This window comes from Trinickia mobilis, from assembly GCF_017315705.1.
GTDB lineage: Bacteria > Pseudomonadota > Gammaproteobacteria > Burkholderiales > Burkholderiaceae > Trinickia_A > Trinickia_A mobilis.
Map to the genome: position 1 here is coordinate 181,557 of NZ_JAFLRF010000006.1, position 16,077 is coordinate 197,633.

Consider the following 16,077-nt stretch of genomic DNA (forward strand, 5'->3'; position numbering starts at 1 on the left):
ATGCCGCGGAATTTCTCCGAACCGGTGCGCTCGACGGCTTGCGTGGACTTTCAGCGATCGGTAGTCCGTTGCGCGACGGGTACCGCATCCTCGTCCACGCATCGAACCTGTTTTGGCGAAGTCTTGACGATCTTGATCATGACAACGGCTCCAAGGCCAAGCAGCGCGGCAATGACATACAAGCCGATATTCAGGCTGCCTGTTGAAGTCTTGACCCAGCCGAGCATGAACGGGCTAAGAAATCCACCCGTCTGACCGATCGAATTGATGAGGGCGATTCCTCCGGGCGCAGCACGCGGCGAGAGTAACGTCATTGGAATCGAGAACAGTATCGGCATCGCGCTGAAAACCGAAACCGTCGCGACGGTCAGCGCGACAAGCGTCAGCGGAAAGTTGTTGCCCACCACGGGAAGCAGCGCGAGAGCCGCGGCACCGGCCAATGCGCAACCGGCGGCATGCCGGCGTCGCTCAAGCGTCCGATCCGAGTGCCGCGACAGCACTATCATCCCCATCGCGCCCACGCCATAGGGGATGATGGACCACAAGCCAATCGAAGACGCTGCGTGCGCTCCTGCGCTGCGCATCATCATCGGCATCCAGAACGATACTGCGTAAGTCCCGCAGATAACGGTGAACCATGCAAATGCTATGGCGTACACATTGGAATCGCGCAATGCCGCTCCGAATCCGCCGTGACCCCGGTTGCGCCCTGCCGGCAACCCGGCCGAGACCTGGCGACGTTCAGCCTCGGATAGCCAGCGCGCACGTTGCGGTCCGTCTGGCAGGAGACATAGTGAGACAACGCCTAGCAGTATCGATGGAAGGCCCTCAACCAGGAACAGCCATTGCCATCCTCGCAATCCATGAACACCCGCCATCGCATCCAGCACGACACCGGAAACCGGCGAACCCAGCAATCCGGCCATTACGCTTCCGCTCAGAAAAAGCGCCGTCACCCTCGCGAGCCGCGCCTCCGGATACCACAGCGTCAGATAAAAGACGACGCCAGGTGTAAGGCCAGCCTCGAAGACGCCGAGCAGCACGCGCAAGATATAGAACATGGAGGGTGTCCGCACAAACATCATGCAGCACGACGTCACTCCCCAGCAGATCATGATCCGCGCCATCGTCAGCCGCGCACCCACCCTTTGCAGCAGCAGGTTGCTCGGCACCTCGCAAGCGAGGTAGCCGGCGAAGAATATTCCCGCCCCCAGGCCATAGATGGCGTCGGTGAACCCAAGGTCCGCCTTCATTTGTAGCGCGGCAAAACCAATGTTGATCCGGTCCAGATACGCGAATATGTACCCAAGGAGCAGGATCGGCAAAATCCGCCATCCGATACGCGCATACAGCGCGCGCTCCAGCCGCGCCTCTGAAGTCTCAACACCTGCAGCGGCATCGCTATTGGTCATGCCGGTCTCCGTCTCCATGGTTTTCAAGTGGCTAACTGCCGGGATCGCGCGCTGTCTGCGCCGGCAGGTCTAGACGCTCAGTGTGTCCCCGGTCCTGCAGTAGCTTCTGCCGGCGATTCTGCCCAATGGCCGCAGTACCTCGTGGTTCACCCTGTGTCCCTCCAACACCCCGTCTGCACAATGGACCAGCATGACTTCGCCGACGAGGAGCGTCGTTTGCGATCCCGGCGCGCCGAACTCCACGTGCTGGTGAAGGCGGCACTCAAACTGCAACGGTGATTCGCTGATTCGCTTTGGCAATACGGTGACTGACGGAACGGTGCTGAAGCCAACCTCATCGACTTCGCTTACCGAAGAGGGGTAGTCGATCGCACATTGCTGCACCTGCTCCGCCATCTCTTCCGACACGACGTTAATCACATACTGCCCGGACCGCAGCACGTTTCTGACGGTGTCCTTGTATCCGGCCGGGGTCGTCTGCGCGACGATACCCAGAAGTGGCGGCGTGACGCAGAGAATCACAAATTGGCTGAACGGCGCGGCGTTGAGAACACCTTCGTCGTTCAACGATGTGACCAATGCGATCGGTCTGGGCACCACTGAACCGGTAAGGAACTTGTAGCGGCTCTCCTCGCTGAACTTGAGAAGATCGACCGCTTCGTACAAAAGATGGCTCATACGATCGTGGAAAATAATGGGTTCATCAATCAGCCTGCGTTGCGCGCAAAGCCGCGGTTGAGGAAATCCTACGTTCGCCGCCCTCGGATCAACAAGAACGGATTCGTTCTTTCTGTTATGCGGCTAGTGGTCGAAGGCGCATCCCGCGGCTAATCGAAACTTGCCCACGCGAAGTTCGAATCCACACCGTGCCGGACGCATCGGGCAGCACGCCTGGCGCAGGCCGGCAATGGGCGCCGCGTTCTCCGGCGCCCATGTAGAAGGCGCATACCAGAAAGAAAACTTTCGTTCTTGCCGCAACTTCCGCCCAAGCCTACCTTCCGTCTCATGTTTCGCAGCGCTCGCTTGTAGCCGAGTTCCTCAGCGACCCCGGCAAACAGTGTTGGATCGAATCGGGGAGCCATCGAGCCGAGCCGGCGGCATCGAAACGCATCGACTAGCGTTCCACGCAAAAAGGCATGTTCATGAACAGCACATTAGATTCATTGCTCAACGAGGTTCGAGCCGCCCCTCATCCCGTTGGCGCGTTACAGGGGGTCCGGGTCATCGATATGTCCGGTCTCGGAGGGCAATATTGCGGAAAGCAGTTTTCCGATCTTGGGGCCGACGTCATTCTTATTGAGCCGATCCGCGGCTCCAGTGTTCGGCGCGAAGGTCCCTTCCTGGACGACAAGGTCCATATCGAATACAGCCTTCCTTTCGCCTATTTCAACGCCGGCAAGAGGAGCGTCTGTCTCGACCTGGACCATCCGGAGGGACAGCGGATATTCAGGGAGCTCGTGAAACGCTCCGATCTTCTGATCGAGTCGGAAAGGCCGGGCACAATGGCGGCTCGAGGGCTGGACTTTGAAAGTCTTGCATCCGTTGCTCCGCGTTTGGTGATGACAAGCATTACGCCCTTTGGTCAGGACGGTCCCTACGCACATTACGAATCTGAAGATATCGTCGCCCTTGCGTTAGGCGGTCTTCTCTATCTAGGCGGATATCCCGACAGTCCTCCCATCGCGGCACACGGCAATCTGGCCTATCTCGCTGCCGCCCAGTTCGCATCCGTGGCGTCGATAATGGCACTCCTCTCAGTCGATATGGCGCCAGGCGAGCGGCCGGGAAAACACATCGATGTGTCGATCCAGGAATGCGTCGTCATGGGATTGGAAAACGCGATTCAGTTCTACGATCTCGAGGACGTCGTACGCAAGAGAGAGGCGGGACAACAGCGCATGGCCGGCACCGGTGTTTTTCCCTGTGCAGACGGGCAAATCTACCTCATGGCGGGAGGCATCGCTTCCACGCGGTTCTGGGAATCAACCGTCCAGTGGCTCGCGGACGAGGGCGTACAGGCCGCGGCGCAGCTGCTCGATGAAAAGTGGGCCAACCACGACTATCTTGTCACGGACGAAGCCAAGATGATCTTCGCGGAGCTGTTCGTGCCCTTCGCCCGGACGCGCACGAAGGCCTGGCTTTATCAGGCTGGGCAGGCTCGTCGCATACCGATATGCCCCATCAGCATGCCTAAGGATATCCTCGAAAATCGCCAGTTGGAGCATCGGGGCTTCTTCACAACCCTCCAGCATCCGCCCTCACAGCAGATTCTCACCATGCCGGGTGCGCCGTACAAGCTGACGGCTACGCCATGGCGCAGTCCTTCTCCCCCACCTCGGCTAGGCGAACATACCGATTCAGTCATCGCCGAATTAGGCTACGACAAAGCCGCGCGAGCGGCGCTTTTGCAAGCAGGAGTGCTGAATTGAACCGACTTCCTCTAGACGGCATCCGCGTCGCTGATTTCACGTGGATCGGGGCGGGATCGTTTACCACGAAACTGCTGGCCGATCACGGTGCGGACGTCATCAAGATCGAGAGCGCCGAGCGCCTCGATTCGCTACGCAGCAGTCGCCCCTATAAGGACGGGATTCCCGGCCTGAACCGGAGCGGATATTTTGCCGATCGCAACAGCAGCAAGAGAAGTATCACATTGAACCTCAAGACCGCCGAGGGTCAGAATCTTGCGCGCCAGCTCATTGCAACGAGTGACATCGTCGCCAATAACTTCACGCCCGGTACGATGGAAAAATTCGGCCTCGGATACGACGACGTCAAGCGTATTCGAAACGACGTGATCTATCTGGCGATGTCGATGCAAGGCGCTTCGGGACCGGAATACCAGTACCTGGGCTACGGATTGACGATTGGCGCACTGACGGGTCTTCAATTTATGTGCGGCCTTCCCGATCGAGAACCCGCCGGTACCGGGACGAACTTTCCCGACCACATTCCGAACCCGTGCCACGCAGCCTTTGCCGTGCTGGCGGCGCTACGGCATCGCCGCCGCACGGGACAGGGGCAGTACATCGACGTTGCGCAAACCGAGCCGACTGTCGCCCTCCTCGGCCCGGACATCATGAAGTACAGCGCCAATCAGGAGACCGTTGGCCGGAGCGGCAACCAACGGATGCCACGCTCGCCGCATGGCGTGTTTCCCTGCCGCGGCGTCGACAAATGGATCGCTATTTCAGCGTGGGAAGACCGCGCCTGGAACAGCTTGGTCGCGGCTCTCGGCGAGCCGGCGTGGCTGAGCGCTCCGGAATTCGCAACTTGCGCCGGACGGTGGGCGAAGCGCGCCGAACTCGAAACCGGACTGGCGCGGGCGACAAAAGACTGGGATGCCGAAGATCTGATGGCTGCTTTGCAGGCCAAAGGCGTCGCAGCAGGCGTCGTCAGAACGGCAGCCGACATCGTCGATCACGACCCGCAATTGCAACACAGAGGTCATTGGGTAAAGCTCCAACACCCTGAAATGGGTGAGACCGTGTACAACGCGCCGCCATTCCGTATCAGCGATCATCCAACCACACCGCGTTACGCAGCACCGCTGCTTGGGCAGCATACCGATGACGTTTGCCGCGATGTCTTCGGCCTAAGCGATGCCGAGATCGGCGTATTGCGCTCGAAGGGAGTATTGACGTGACGAGCCGGTTACCGTCGGCAAGTGAGCTCATCGCTTCGTTCGTGAGCACGTTCGACCCTGCCTGGTTGGAGGACAGTCATGTGCGGACGTGCGGGCGGGCGATAGCCGACACGTTCGCTGTCTGCATCGCCGCTTCCGACGAGCCCGCCGTGCATCGCATTCGCGATTACATTGCTGGATTGGCCCCGGGTCTTCGGCACGACGCATCGGCTCCGCAAGCGGGATTCGCGCGACTCTGGGGCAAGCAGGAGGCGACAACCGTCGAGGGCGCCGCGCTCTCGAACGGCACGGCAGCCCACGTCCTGGATTTCGACGATGCATCTTCGCCCATGAGCGGTCATCCAAGCGTCGTGCTGTTACCCGCGCTCATTGCGTTGGGGGAAGCGCGTGACATTAGCGCTCTGAGACTGGTGAGCGGCTATGTCGTCGGCCTGGAAGTCGCGTGCAAGCTCGGCAGAGCCTTGGACGTGACACACTACGATAGAGGCTGGCATATGACCTCTTCCGTGGGAACGATTGCGGCCGCTGCTGCATGTGCTCACTTGCTCGGACTGGATGTCATCGCCACCGTGTCGGCGCTTGGTCTGGCCGTTGCGCAAACCGCCGGGACCCGTGCGAATTTCGGCTTTGACGCGAAGTCCTTTCAGGCAGGTCAATGCGGCGCCGCGGCGCTGCGGGCGGCGCTGCTCGCCGAACGCGGCTTCTCCGCCTCATCGAGCGCGATTGACGGCCGCGCGGGATACACGTCGCTGTACTCCAACGCCGAAGACATTTCGGCCGAGTTGCGCCGACTGGGAGAACAGCCTCTCGAGATCGAGCGCAGCGGAGTCGAAATTAAAAAGTACCCGGCTTGTTACGCCGTACATCGCGCATTGGACGGTCTATTTGCCCTGAAACAAGAGTTCGATCTCAATCTGAACAATGTGGAGTCCGTTGAAATAGAGACTAGCTACGGTGCACTGTCGCCTCTTATCCGCAGGGCCCCTACAAACGGTACCGAAGCAAAGTTCAGTATGGGATACGCCATCGCGGCCGCGCTGGAGGATGGTTCGATCGGCTTGTCGAGCTTCACCGATGCAGCCGTGCGCAGACCTCGGCTTCAAAGCTTCCTCGAATCGGTCAGCGCTCGTGAAGCGGCGGGGGACATGATGCCCCGTTGGGCATCCGTCGCGGTGCGCACGAAGGACGGCCGGTTGCTGTCAAGGCGCGTCGATTCTCTCAGAGGCGCGCCGCCGAATCCCCTATCCGATCACGAGCTAATCAAGAAAATAACGGACTGCCTGGCATGGGCAAACAGCCGGATCGGCGCGGCATCACTTTACAAGGCAGCAAGCAACCTGAGGGGCCGTAGCGTTCGTGAAGTCCTGGACGCGATGGAAGGCGCCTCGAACCCCGCTAGCGAGGTGCATTGATGGGCATTCTCTACGAAGTGACGAATCACGTAGCAACCATTACCCTGAACAGACCGGAGGCGATGAATTCGCTTGATCCCGAGACTCTCGCGGAGCTGAATGGGCTCTTTCAACGTGCAAACCACGACGATGAGGTGCGCGTCATTATCCTGACGGGCGCCGGAGACAAGGCATTCTGCACAGGTTCCGACCTCAAGAAAACCAATCCGCCCAAAGAGAGCTTCGCAGAGCTCACGTTCGGGCGCCCGCGCTGGCTCTACCCGTTCGCGGGCCTGGAGATCGACAAGCCGATGATCTGCGCGGTCAACGGTTTCGCGCTCGCCGGCGGAATGGAGCTTGCATTGGCATGCGACATCCGGATTGCGTCGAGCAATGCCCAATTCGGTCAGTCGGAAGTTTGCGTGGGCAGCATCCCTGCGGCTGGCGGAACGCAGCGCCTTCCGCGAATGGTCGGGCTCTCCGATGCGATGCTGATGATGCTGACCGGCGACAGGATCGATGCGGACACTGCCTTGAGAATCGGCCTTGTTAGCCGCGTTGTGCCGCTTGAACAACTGAGAGAAGAAGCCATTCGCATTGCGCAGCGTATTGCCGGCAATGCACCGCTTGCGGTACGGGCTGTAAAGCGCTTGGTGCGCGACGGACTCGATCTGCCTCTCCTGACGGCTATCCAGAGCGAGCAGTTCGCGCTCGGCCTGCTTCGAGATACAGAAGACCGCCTGGAAGGCCGCAAGGCGTTTCAGGAGAAGCGCAAACCCATTTTCGTCGGGCGATAGCATGGATCCGTTGATCATTACCGACGAGAGGCGGGACTACGCGGTAATCCGGATGAACCGGCCGGGAAAAAGAAATGCGATGAACAGGGCCGCGAGGCGAGACTTACTGAACGCGTTCGAAGTGGTTCGCGGGCGCTTTAAGGTGGTAATTCTGACTGGGACGTCGAACTGCTTTTGCTCCGGTGTCGACCCGGGGGAAGCTTTTTGCGATCTTCAGAACGGAATATCCGACGATGCATCGTCCGATTGGATGGAAGTCAACCTCGCAGTAAGAAGCCATCCCGCGATATTTATCGCCGCCGTCAACGGCGTCGCTCTTGGCGGCGGGGCGACGCTTATCAACGTGTGCGACCTCGCGCTTGCTGCTGACGAAGCTGAAATTGGTCTGCCTGAACTTGGGTTTTCCGCGTATGCGCAACTTGCTGGCCCGGCCACCCAGATTCAACTATCTCGAAAGCGTGCCGCTTGGCTGATGCTGACTGGGACGAGAATCAACGGCAGCACAGCCGAACAGTGGGGCATGGTCAATCGCTCGGTGCCGCGAGCGCAACTGCAGGCGAATGTCGAGAAGCTCGCGCATCAGATTGCGCAATACGACGCGGCAGCGCTCTCCGAGACGAAACGAGCGCTTGATGTGATACCGGCCCAGATCGCCAACTGGAGACCCGCATTCGAGTACGGAGTTGACGTCAACGCGCGAATACGAAGCCAGTCCGGCGCTCAACGCGCGGGACTTGAGAGCTTCGCTTCGCGAACCCAGTCAAATCAAGACGAGTTGTGACCGGCACGCATGTCGCCGTGCCATTTCACGGAGCATCCGTAGCCGGTCGATTGTTCTAATTTAATGAAGGAGTTGGCATGAGACACGTCGTCGTCGCTGGAATTGGTCAGACAGCGTTCGGAAAATTCCTTGACCGGAATGTGCGCTCACTAGCTGAGGAGGCTCTGTCCGCCGCAGTAGCGGACGCCGGCGTTGATTACAAGCAAATCGGCGTGACCTACTTCGCAAACGCGCTCTCTGGCCTTGTAACCGGTCAGGAAACGATTCGAGGACAGGTTGCACTCAGAAATACATCGCTTATGGGTTCCCCGATCATTAACGTCGACAACGCCTGCGCGTCGGGCTCGACGGCCTTCCATCTCGCATGGTTATCTGTCGCGTCGGGGCAAGCCGACGTAGCGCTTGCGATCGGCGCCGAAAAGCTCACCCACATTGACAAATCCGTGACGTTCGGCGCATTCGCCGCCGGCGTCGATGTTGAAGAGCGCGCGCGTCTCCAGCGAGAAGCGCCCCAAGGTCACTCGGTGTTCATGGACATCTATGCGGAGCGCGCCCGACGCTATATGGAAAGCAGCGGCGCGACGCCCGAAGACTTCGCCCTCCTTTGCGTGAAAAGCCGACAAGCCGCCTCCCTTAGTCCGTGGGCCCAGTTCCGTCAGCCCGTCACCACCGAAGAGGTTCTCTCGAGCCGCATGATCAGCGCCCCGCTGACGCTCAACATGTGTTCTCCCATTGCAGACGGAGCGGCTGCAGCCATTCTGGTCAGCGATGACGTTGCCCGGAGACTGCGAGCGCGCCGCGTCTATGTGCGTGCGTCGAAACTGGTCTCGGCAAATCATGACGGCGACGGCCCGACGTGTGCCGTACGCGCAGCCGAGCAGGCATACGAATACTCAGGTTTCGGTCCCGAGGATATTCACGTTGCTGAAGTCCACGACGCTTCGGCGCCAGCCGAGATCATGCTCTATGAACGTTTGGGATTTGCACTTCCAAATCAAGGCGTGGAACTCCTGCGCGGGGGCGTAACATCAGTCGGCGGTCGGCTGCCCGTCAATCCTGGAGGCGGATTGCTCAGTCGCGGCCATCCCGTCGGAGCAACCGGTATCGCACAGATCGTCGAACTCACGACCCAACTGCGGGGCAACGCGGGCAAGCGCCAGAGAGAAGGAGCCGAAGTCGCGCTTGCTGAGTGTTCCGGAGGCCAGATTGGCAAAGATTCGGCGCTCGCTGCCGTAACCATCCTCTCGAGCTTTCAGTAAGCCGTTCAGCCTCGACGGAGGTTGCGCATGGCCGTAGACGCATGCATGACGTGCGCTGCGACATCTGCGAGAGGTCCATCTGGTTCCGAGATCGCTCGACGACCTGACGCTTGCCGACGTCCTGTTCTACCGGAACGTCGGCCGCGCATCCAGAGCCAAACGCGAATTAACGGATTGCCCGTCTTACACCGACGCCAGCAGGTAGGGATTATCCTTCCCCGGCTCATATCGCTGCGCCTTGACTTCCATTCGTGCAATGCTCTGCAAGTGAACCTCGTCCGGGCCATCTGCGAACCGCAATGCACGGCCCCACGTCCAGCTATCGGCCAATGGCGTGTCGGGGCTCAGCCCCATCGCGCCAAACGCCTGCATCGCCCGGTCGCAAACGGCGGTGTGAACACTCGGCACGAGCGCCTTGATCATCGAGATCTCCTTGCGCGCCTCCTTCGCCCCCACGTTGTCGATCATCCACGCGGCTTTGAGAACAAGCAGCCTCGCTTGATCGATTTCGATTCTGGACTTCGCGATCCATTCGGCGACGGCCCCATGCTCATGCAGCCTCTTTCCGAATGCCGTGCGTGCCTGGGCCCGTTCCACCATCAATTCGAGCGCCAGTTCCGCCGCGCCGATCGAACGCATGCAGTGGTGAATCCGTCCCGGCCCAAGGCGCGCCTGCGCGAGCGCAAAGCCGCCGCCCTCTTCACCGAGGAGGTTCGTCCGGGGTACGCGCACGCCTTTGAACTCGATCTCGCAGTGGCCCTCCGGTGCCAGGTGATTGATCACCGTGATATTGCGGATCACCTTGACGCCGGGTGTGTCGCGAGGCACGAGAATCATGCTCTGCTGACGGTGGCTCGGCGCGTCCGGATCCGTTTTGCCCATCACGATGAAGAGCTTGCAATTCGGGTGGGCTGCATTCGTGATGAACCACTTCCGGCCGTCGATGACATAGTCATCCCCGTCGCGACGAATCGACGTCGTGATATTGGTCGCGTCCGAGGAGGCCACAGCCGGCTCCGTCATGGCAAACGCCGAGCGGATCGTGCCGTCGAGAAGAGGCTTGAGCCACTGCTCGCGCTGAGCGGGCGTGGCGAACATATGGAGCAGCTCCATATTGCCCGTGTCCGGCGCATTGCAGTTGAACACCTCCGATGCCCACGACACCCGCCCCATGATTTCAGCCAGGGGCGCGTACTCGAGATTGGTCAGGCGGGTACCGGGCTCGTCATCGCGCAGATGCGGAAGGAACAGGTTCCAGAGACCCTCTTCACGCGCCTGCTTCTTCAAGGTCTCCATAAAGGAAACCGGATATTGACCCGCACTCACTTCCTCGTGCCATTGCCGGATGCGCGGAACGATGTGAGCGTCCGTGAACGCACGCACCTGTGTGCGCAGCGCTTCGACTTTCGGGCTGTATGAAAAATCCATTTCTACTCCTCCAGAATCCTGATTGATGTCGTCGACGCATCGGCCCAACAGCCCGCTTCGACTACTTGACTAGATCGTCAGTCCACCGTCGACGACGACACACTCTCCATTGGTGTAGCTCGCAGCGTCGGACACCAGGTAAAGCACGGTACCCGCCATCTCACGAGGCTCCGCGTGGCGCCGCAGCGGGATGCGCGACATCCAGTTTTCGTACGTGGCCTGATCTTCGAACAGTGCCCCCGCCAATCGGGTTTTGGTCAATCCGGGGAGCAGCGCATTCACTCGAATCCCCAGCGGCCCGCACTCCTTCGCGAATGCCCGTGTCATGTTGACAACCGCGGCTTTGGTGATCGAGTAGATTCCCTGCTTGTCGCCAGGCTGCAATGCATTGACCGAAGCCGTGTTGACGATCGCACCGCCGCCGTGCTCCCGCATCAACTTGCCCGCCTCCACGGACATGAAGAAGAAACCGCGCAAGTTGACTTCTACCGTCTTTTCGAAGGACGACAGATCGGTATCGAGAATGTGGCCGAAATACGGATTCGTCGCCGCATTGTTGACGAGGATGTCCAGACGGCCATGCCGTGCGCGAATCTGTTGGAAGATCGCGCGGATGTCGTCGAGACGCCCGACATGGCACGGTTGCGCTTCAGCGCTTCCGCCCGCATCCTTGATCTCGCGTGCCACAGATTCGCAATCTTCCAGCTTGCGGCTCGAAACAATCACATGGGCACCCTGCTCGGCAAGTAGTTTGGCGATCTCCTCGCCGATACCCCGGCTGGCGCCCGTCACCAAAGCAATCTTTCCTTTCAGATCAAACAAGTTAGTAGTCACAATCAGCCCCAATATGTCCACGTTCCGATTTCCTGCCTGTCCTCAGATCAGGTCAACGCCCATCTTCGCAAGCACCCCGGCCATCTCCCCCACCTGTCGCGCCTTTTCATTCGATGCGTTACCGCTCAAGGCCCGCTTCTTCACGCCCTGTGCGATAGCTGCGAGCCGGAAGAAGCTGAACGCCAGGTAGAAGTTCCAGTTCTCAATCGACGAAATTCCCCGGAGCTCGCAATACCGCTCGACAATCGACGCTTCGTCCGGCACCCCCAACGCCCCTCGATTCAAGCCCTCGAGTCCGGCGATATGACCGGCGGGCGGGAGCCGCAAACACATGCAGAAGTACGCGATGTCAGCCAGTGGATTGCCGAGCGTGGATAGCTCCCAGTCGAGAACGGCGCGAACTTGCGGCGCACCGTGCATGAAAATGAGGTTGTCGATACGGAAATCTCCATGCACGAGCGAAGGCTTTCCCGCCTCCGCCGGGCAGTGGGCGGGCAGCCACTCGATCAGCGACTCCATCTCCTCGAATGTATCGGTCTGCGCCGCGCGATATTGCTTGGTCCAGACGTCGATTTGACGCGCGAAATAGTTGCCCGGGCGGCCGTAGTCCGACAATCCGGCCGCGTCGATATCCACGTCGTGGAGCGCCGCCATCGTGCCGAGCAGTGCGTCGTAGATGGCGCCGCGTTCCTCGACGGGGACTTCGGGCAGCGCCGGATTCCAGAAGATTCGCCCGTCTTCATAGCTCATGACGTAAAACAGGCTGCCGATGACGTCACGGTCCTCGCAAAGGTGATATGCGCGGGCGACGGGAACCGGCGTTCGGCCGAGCGCCGACAGCACGCGAAACTCACGATCAACCGCATGTGCGGACTTGAGCAGTGCACCGGGAGGTTGACGCCTCAGCACGTAGCTACCGCTTTGCGCCTTCAAAAGAAACGTCGGATTGGATTGTCCGCCGGGAAATTTCTCGACGGACAACGGTCCTTGAAACCCAGCCACATGCGCCGTCAGATAACGTGTGAGATCTTCCGTGTCGAATTGAAGATCGGCGTTCATGTTGCCTCCCGCCGGGCCGCCCCAAGAGAGGCAACAGGCCCCTCGGGGGGAGCTTTGCATGGGACCGGAGTAAGCGCTAAAGCGCTAACTCCGGCCGACAGCGAACGTAAGTGAGCGTGGGGGTGGTTCATATAGCGGGAATCCCGATTGAGGTCAGCCGTAGGTCACAAATTCATGCCTCTCGGCACGTTCGAGATGAGGCACTGAATTGAAGCTGACTAGCGACATCGCGCCGTCGTTGAAGACATATTGGCAAACGCTGCTGTTTCGAATCTGCATGTTGAGTGCAATCGCGGCCGCAGCGGGCGCCTGCAGAACCTGTTGGGCCGTTACCGCGATCGGACCACCCGAACTCACCACCAGAACGCGCCTGCCGCCGGCCCGCTGGATTCCGATGCGCGCACGCTCGACACGGGCCTGGAATTGATGCCATGTCTCTGGAACGCGGCCTGGCAAGCGGTCATCGGCCCAAAGCTGCAGCACTTGCCGAAGCCCTTTGTAAAAGTCCTTCCTTGAACTTGCGGCCGACCAACCCGGCGGCAAGCCCGCTTCGCCGAGGGCTGCGAACAGTGCCTGGAAATCGTATTCGTTCAAACCCGCGTCTTGCGCGATCTCGACTTGCGGCCCCCCCATCGCGGCGAGAATCGCATCGGCAGTTTGCCGATGCCGCTGCATCGTTCCGGTGACAACGCGATCGAACCGCAATTCCGCCTGCGCGAAGTACTCGCCGAGCCAAAGCGATTGGGTACGACCGGAAGGTGATAGCTGGTCATAGTTTTCGGCGCCGAAAGACGCCTGACCATGCCGTACGAGATAGAGTTCTGCCATGCCGTCCTCGTTTCAACATGGCTAGCAGAATACCCAGCGCCGCGTCATTCAGGAAATTTATTGTTGTGATAGCTGGCAATAAATTTTCGTGACACCTGGCGCGTATGCCCTCGCAGGGTCCGGCTACCGGTTCATTTCCCGCATGAGACGGCCAACCTGCTCGCGCAGCCAACGATGAGCCGGGTCCCCGGTAACGCTTCGATGCCAGTAGCAATGAGATTCGAGATCCGGAAGATCGAACGGCAGCTCCAGGATTCTCGCGTCATACCGCTGAAGGAGCACGAGGGGGGCCGTGAGGACGAGATCGGTTCGCATCGCGATCAGCGGGGCGACCAGATAGTGTTGAACCCGCGTCTGAATCGATCGCCGGAGGCCCAGCCTGTTCAGTTCCGCATCGACGAGACCCGGTCCCTGAGGGCGGCTGGATACGTGGATATGACCGAACCCGAGGTAGTCGTCGATCGTCAGCTTCTTCTTGGTAAACGGATGGTCGTGGCGCAGCATGCATGCATAGCGGTCGCGGCCCAGCGGCTCCTGCTCGAGGTACGGGTCGTCAATCAGCGGCGCGTCGATCGCAAGATTGACCGCACCGCTGGCTAGCGCTTCCGGAACCTCTCTACGCGTCGTGAAGTAGCTTTCGATGCGGACGCCGGGCGCCAGTCGCTGCAGCACCTCCTCGAGTGCCGGCAGGAGGAGCGCCTCTGTGAGGTCGGTCATGCTGAGTCGAAACGTACGCTCAGACGAGGCCGGGTCGAAGCGTCCTCCGGCGTGAGTGCTCGCGTCAAGCAACTGCAGCGCCTCACGAACCCGACCGATGATGTTTTCCGAAACGGGAGTCGGTATCATGCCGCTCGACGTACTGACAAAAAGCGGATCGTCGAACGCCTTGCGCATCCGCGCCAACGCATTGCTGACAGCAGGCTGAGTGATGAACAGCATCTCCGCCGCGCGTGTCAGGTTTCGCGTTCTGTAGACAGCTTCGAAGACAACGAAGAGATTCAGATCGACCTTTGACAGACCCATTTTCAAATTCCCCGACACCCTTGACGTGACCGACTATATTCCCAGATTGTTGGGTTTCCGGCAGTTCTCGATCTGGCTTGGCCGTATTGTTGGTCCCCGGTGAAGGAGCGAGCTTTACCGAATCGGAAGCTGATTAAACCCTGAGGATTGACACCATGAATGGAGCAGAGAGCCCATTGAAGTCGCTGATTGCCCGCGACGTTACCGTTTGCTTTGGTAACCCGGGCACCTCGGAAATGCACTTCGTGGCGGCACTCGATTCGGTCCCCGGGATGCGGCCGATTCTCGCTCTTCAGGAAAACGTTGCCACGGGCGCGGCCGACGGTTATGTCGCGCCTACAAGGTGCTCGATAACGAACTCAATCGAGGCCGTTATCGACTGAAATTAGAGCGCTTCCAATGCGAGCGCAATACCTTGCCCACCGCCGATACATAGCGTCACGACAGCACGCTTGATTCCGTCTCGACGCATCGAGTGTGCGAGACGCGTCGTCAGTACCGCGCCGGTGGCACCAATGGCGTGCCCGTGGGCGATCGCCCCACCCTCGACGTTGATCCGCTCTTCGTCGATGCCGAGTTGTCGCGCGACGGCAATCGGCACCGCGGCGAACGCCTCGTTGATCTCGAATCGTTCGACCTCTGCCAAAGACCAGCCCGCCCGCGCCAGCGCCATTTGCACCGCCGGCACAGGCCCCAATCCAAACATGCCGGGTTCGACTGCCGCCACCCCATACGACACTAGCCTGACAATCGGCTCAATCCCTCGGGCCTCCGCGAAACCGCGCTCGGCCACCACCATTGCGGCCGCGCCGCTGTTCAGGCCAGGCGCGTTGCCCGCGGTAATCGTGCCGTCCGGTCGAAACGCCGGACGCAGCTTGGCGAGCGTATCGAGTGTCGTGTCGGGACGCGGTTGTTCATCGCGTTCGAACCTGAGCGGCTGCTTGCGCCCCTCGACTTCGACCGGCACCAGCTCTGCGTCGAACACTCCCCGCTGCTGCGCCGCTACGAAGCGCTTTTGCGAGCGCTCAGCCCAGCGGTCCTGCGCCGCGCGCGTGATCTCGAACTTCGTGGCGAGGTCTTCCGTGTGCCAGCCCGAATGCTCGCCTGAGAACGCATCGATCAATCCGTCCCTGAGCATGCTGTCGAAAACTTCCGCGTTGCCCATGCGCTGCCCCCACCGGCCATTCTCGAGCAGATAGGGGGCACGATCCATATTCTCCATGCCGCCAGCCACGGCCGCATCCCCGAACCCGAGCCAGATCTCCTGCGCCGCATTCGCGATCGCCTGTGCACCCGAACCGCACACCCGGTTCACTGTGAGAGCCGGCACGGCCACGGGCACGCCGCCACCGATCGCGGCCTGTCGAGCCGGATTCATCCGATTGCCGGCCTGAATCACATTCCCCATCACGACGGACGCGATTTCATTCGGATCCAAGCGGCTGCGCCGCAGTGTTTCTCGCACCGCTACTGCGCCAAGCGCAGTAGCCGGCACATCTTTCAACGTTCCGCCGAACGCGCCGATTGGCGTTCTCACCGGATTGCAAATGACTACTTGTCGCGCATTCATCACATCACTCCAATCAAAGTCCAGCGCCCATGCGGCACTTAACATACGC

14 protein-coding genes and 1 pseudogene are annotated in these 16,077 nt (G+C 60.2%); 7 read left to right on the forward strand and 8 right to left on the reverse strand.

Annotated elements, in window-relative coordinates; genetic code table 11:
* Positions 1 to 50: 50 nt before the first annotated feature.
* Both J3489_RS11020 and J3489_RS11025 read right to left on the reverse strand, forming a co-directional pair.
* On the reverse strand, positions 51 to 1,412 hold the full coding sequence (locus J3489_RS11020; RefSeq protein WP_206997809.1) for an MFS transporter: 1,362 nt from the start codon (positions 1,410 to 1,412) through the stop codon (positions 51 to 53).
* Between the two features lie 69 nt (positions 1,413 to 1,481).
* Positions 1,482 to 2,090 (reverse strand): flavin reductase family protein, encoded by a 609-nt coding sequence (locus J3489_RS11025; RefSeq protein ID WP_206997811.1) that lies wholly within the window; start codon positions 2,088 to 2,090, stop codon positions 1,482 to 1,484.
* A gap of 458 nt (positions 2,091 to 2,548) precedes the next feature.
* Between J3489_RS11025 and J3489_RS11030 the strand changes: the two genes are divergently transcribed.
* The 6 genes from J3489_RS11030 to J3489_RS11055 all read left to right on the forward strand — a co-directional run bounded on the left by J3489_RS11030 (position 2,549) and on the right by J3489_RS11055 (position 9,286).
* A complete protein-coding gene (locus J3489_RS11030; protein ID WP_242539935.1) occupies positions 2,549 to 3,841 on the forward strand; it encodes a CaiB/BaiF CoA transferase family protein in 1,293 nt (430 codons plus the stop codon).
* Positions 3,838 to 5,058, forward strand: a complete 1,221-nt coding sequence (locus J3489_RS11035) for a CaiB/BaiF CoA transferase family protein (RefSeq protein ID WP_206997813.1) — start codon at positions 3,838 to 3,840, stop codon at positions 5,056 to 5,058. Before J3489_RS11030 ends, J3489_RS11035 begins: the two co-directional genes overlap by 4 nt.
* 41 nt (positions 5,059 to 5,099) lie before the next feature.
* Positions 5,100 to 6,470: an MmgE/PrpD family protein gene (locus tag J3489_RS11040; RefSeq protein ID WP_206997816.1), complete on the forward strand. Its 1,371-nt coding sequence runs from the start codon at positions 5,100 to 5,102 to the stop codon at positions 6,468 to 6,470.
* Complete coding sequence (locus J3489_RS11045; protein ID WP_206997818.1) at positions 6,470 to 7,246, forward strand: enoyl-CoA hydratase/isomerase family protein; 777 nt, start codon at positions 6,470 to 6,472, stop codon at positions 7,244 to 7,246. The genes J3489_RS11040 and J3489_RS11045 overlap by 1 nt, the downstream gene beginning before the upstream one ends.
* A gap of 1 nt (position 7,247) precedes the next feature.
* Positions 7,248 to 8,027, forward strand: a complete 780-nt coding sequence (locus tag J3489_RS11050) for an enoyl-CoA hydratase/isomerase family protein (RefSeq protein WP_206997820.1) — start codon at positions 7,248 to 7,250, stop codon at positions 8,025 to 8,027.
* Between the two features lie 77 nt (positions 8,028 to 8,104).
* The gene (locus J3489_RS11055; protein ID WP_206997822.1) at positions 8,105 to 9,286 is read left to right on the forward strand and encodes a thiolase family protein; all 1,182 of its coding nucleotides are present in this window, start codon (positions 8,105 to 8,107) and stop codon (positions 9,284 to 9,286) included.
* A gap of 183 nt (positions 9,287 to 9,469) precedes the next feature.
* Here J3489_RS11055 and J3489_RS11060 read toward each other — a convergent pair whose 3' ends face one another.
* The 5 genes from J3489_RS11060 to J3489_RS11080 all read right to left on the reverse strand — a co-directional run bounded on the left by J3489_RS11060 (position 9,470) and on the right by J3489_RS11080 (position 14,458).
* A complete protein-coding gene (locus J3489_RS11060) occupies positions 9,470 to 10,714 on the reverse strand; it encodes an acyl-CoA dehydrogenase family protein (RefSeq protein ID WP_206997823.1) in 1,245 nt (414 codons plus the stop codon).
* Between the two features lie 69 nt (positions 10,715 to 10,783).
* The gene (locus tag J3489_RS11065; protein WP_206998054.1) at positions 10,784 to 11,548 is read right to left on the reverse strand and encodes an SDR family oxidoreductase; all 765 of its coding nucleotides are present in this window, start codon (positions 11,546 to 11,548) and stop codon (positions 10,784 to 10,786) included.
* 42 nt (positions 11,549 to 11,590) lie between these two features.
* Positions 11,591 to 12,607, reverse strand: coding sequence for a phosphotransferase (locus tag J3489_RS11070; RefSeq protein ID WP_206997824.1), 1,017 nt, complete (start codon positions 12,605 to 12,607; stop codon positions 11,591 to 11,593).
* A gap of 153 nt (positions 12,608 to 12,760) precedes the next feature.
* Positions 12,761 to 13,435 carry a histidine phosphatase family protein gene (locus J3489_RS11075; protein ID WP_206997825.1) on the reverse strand — a complete coding sequence of 225 codons (675 nt, stop codon included), beginning with the start codon at positions 13,433 to 13,435 and terminating at the stop codon, positions 12,761 to 12,763.
* Positions 13,436 to 13,558: 123 nt separating this feature from the next.
* A complete protein-coding gene (locus J3489_RS11080; RefSeq protein WP_206997826.1) occupies positions 13,559 to 14,458 on the reverse strand; it encodes a LysR family transcriptional regulator in 900 nt (299 codons plus the stop codon).
* A 155-nt stretch (positions 14,459 to 14,613) separates the two neighbouring features.
* Between J3489_RS11080 and J3489_RS11085 the strand changes: the two are divergent.
* A pseudogene (locus J3489_RS11085) lies at positions 14,614 to 14,787 on the forward strand (thiamine pyrophosphate-binding protein); the annotation flags it as partial.
* Positions 14,788 to 14,843: 56 nt separating this feature from the next.
* Here J3489_RS11085 and J3489_RS11090 read toward each other — a convergent pair.
* Entirely contained in the window at positions 14,844 to 16,028 is a 1,185-nt protein-coding gene (locus J3489_RS11090; RefSeq protein ID WP_206997828.1) for a thiolase family protein, read from the reverse strand.
* Between the last annotated feature and the right edge of the window lie 49 nt (positions 16,029 to 16,077).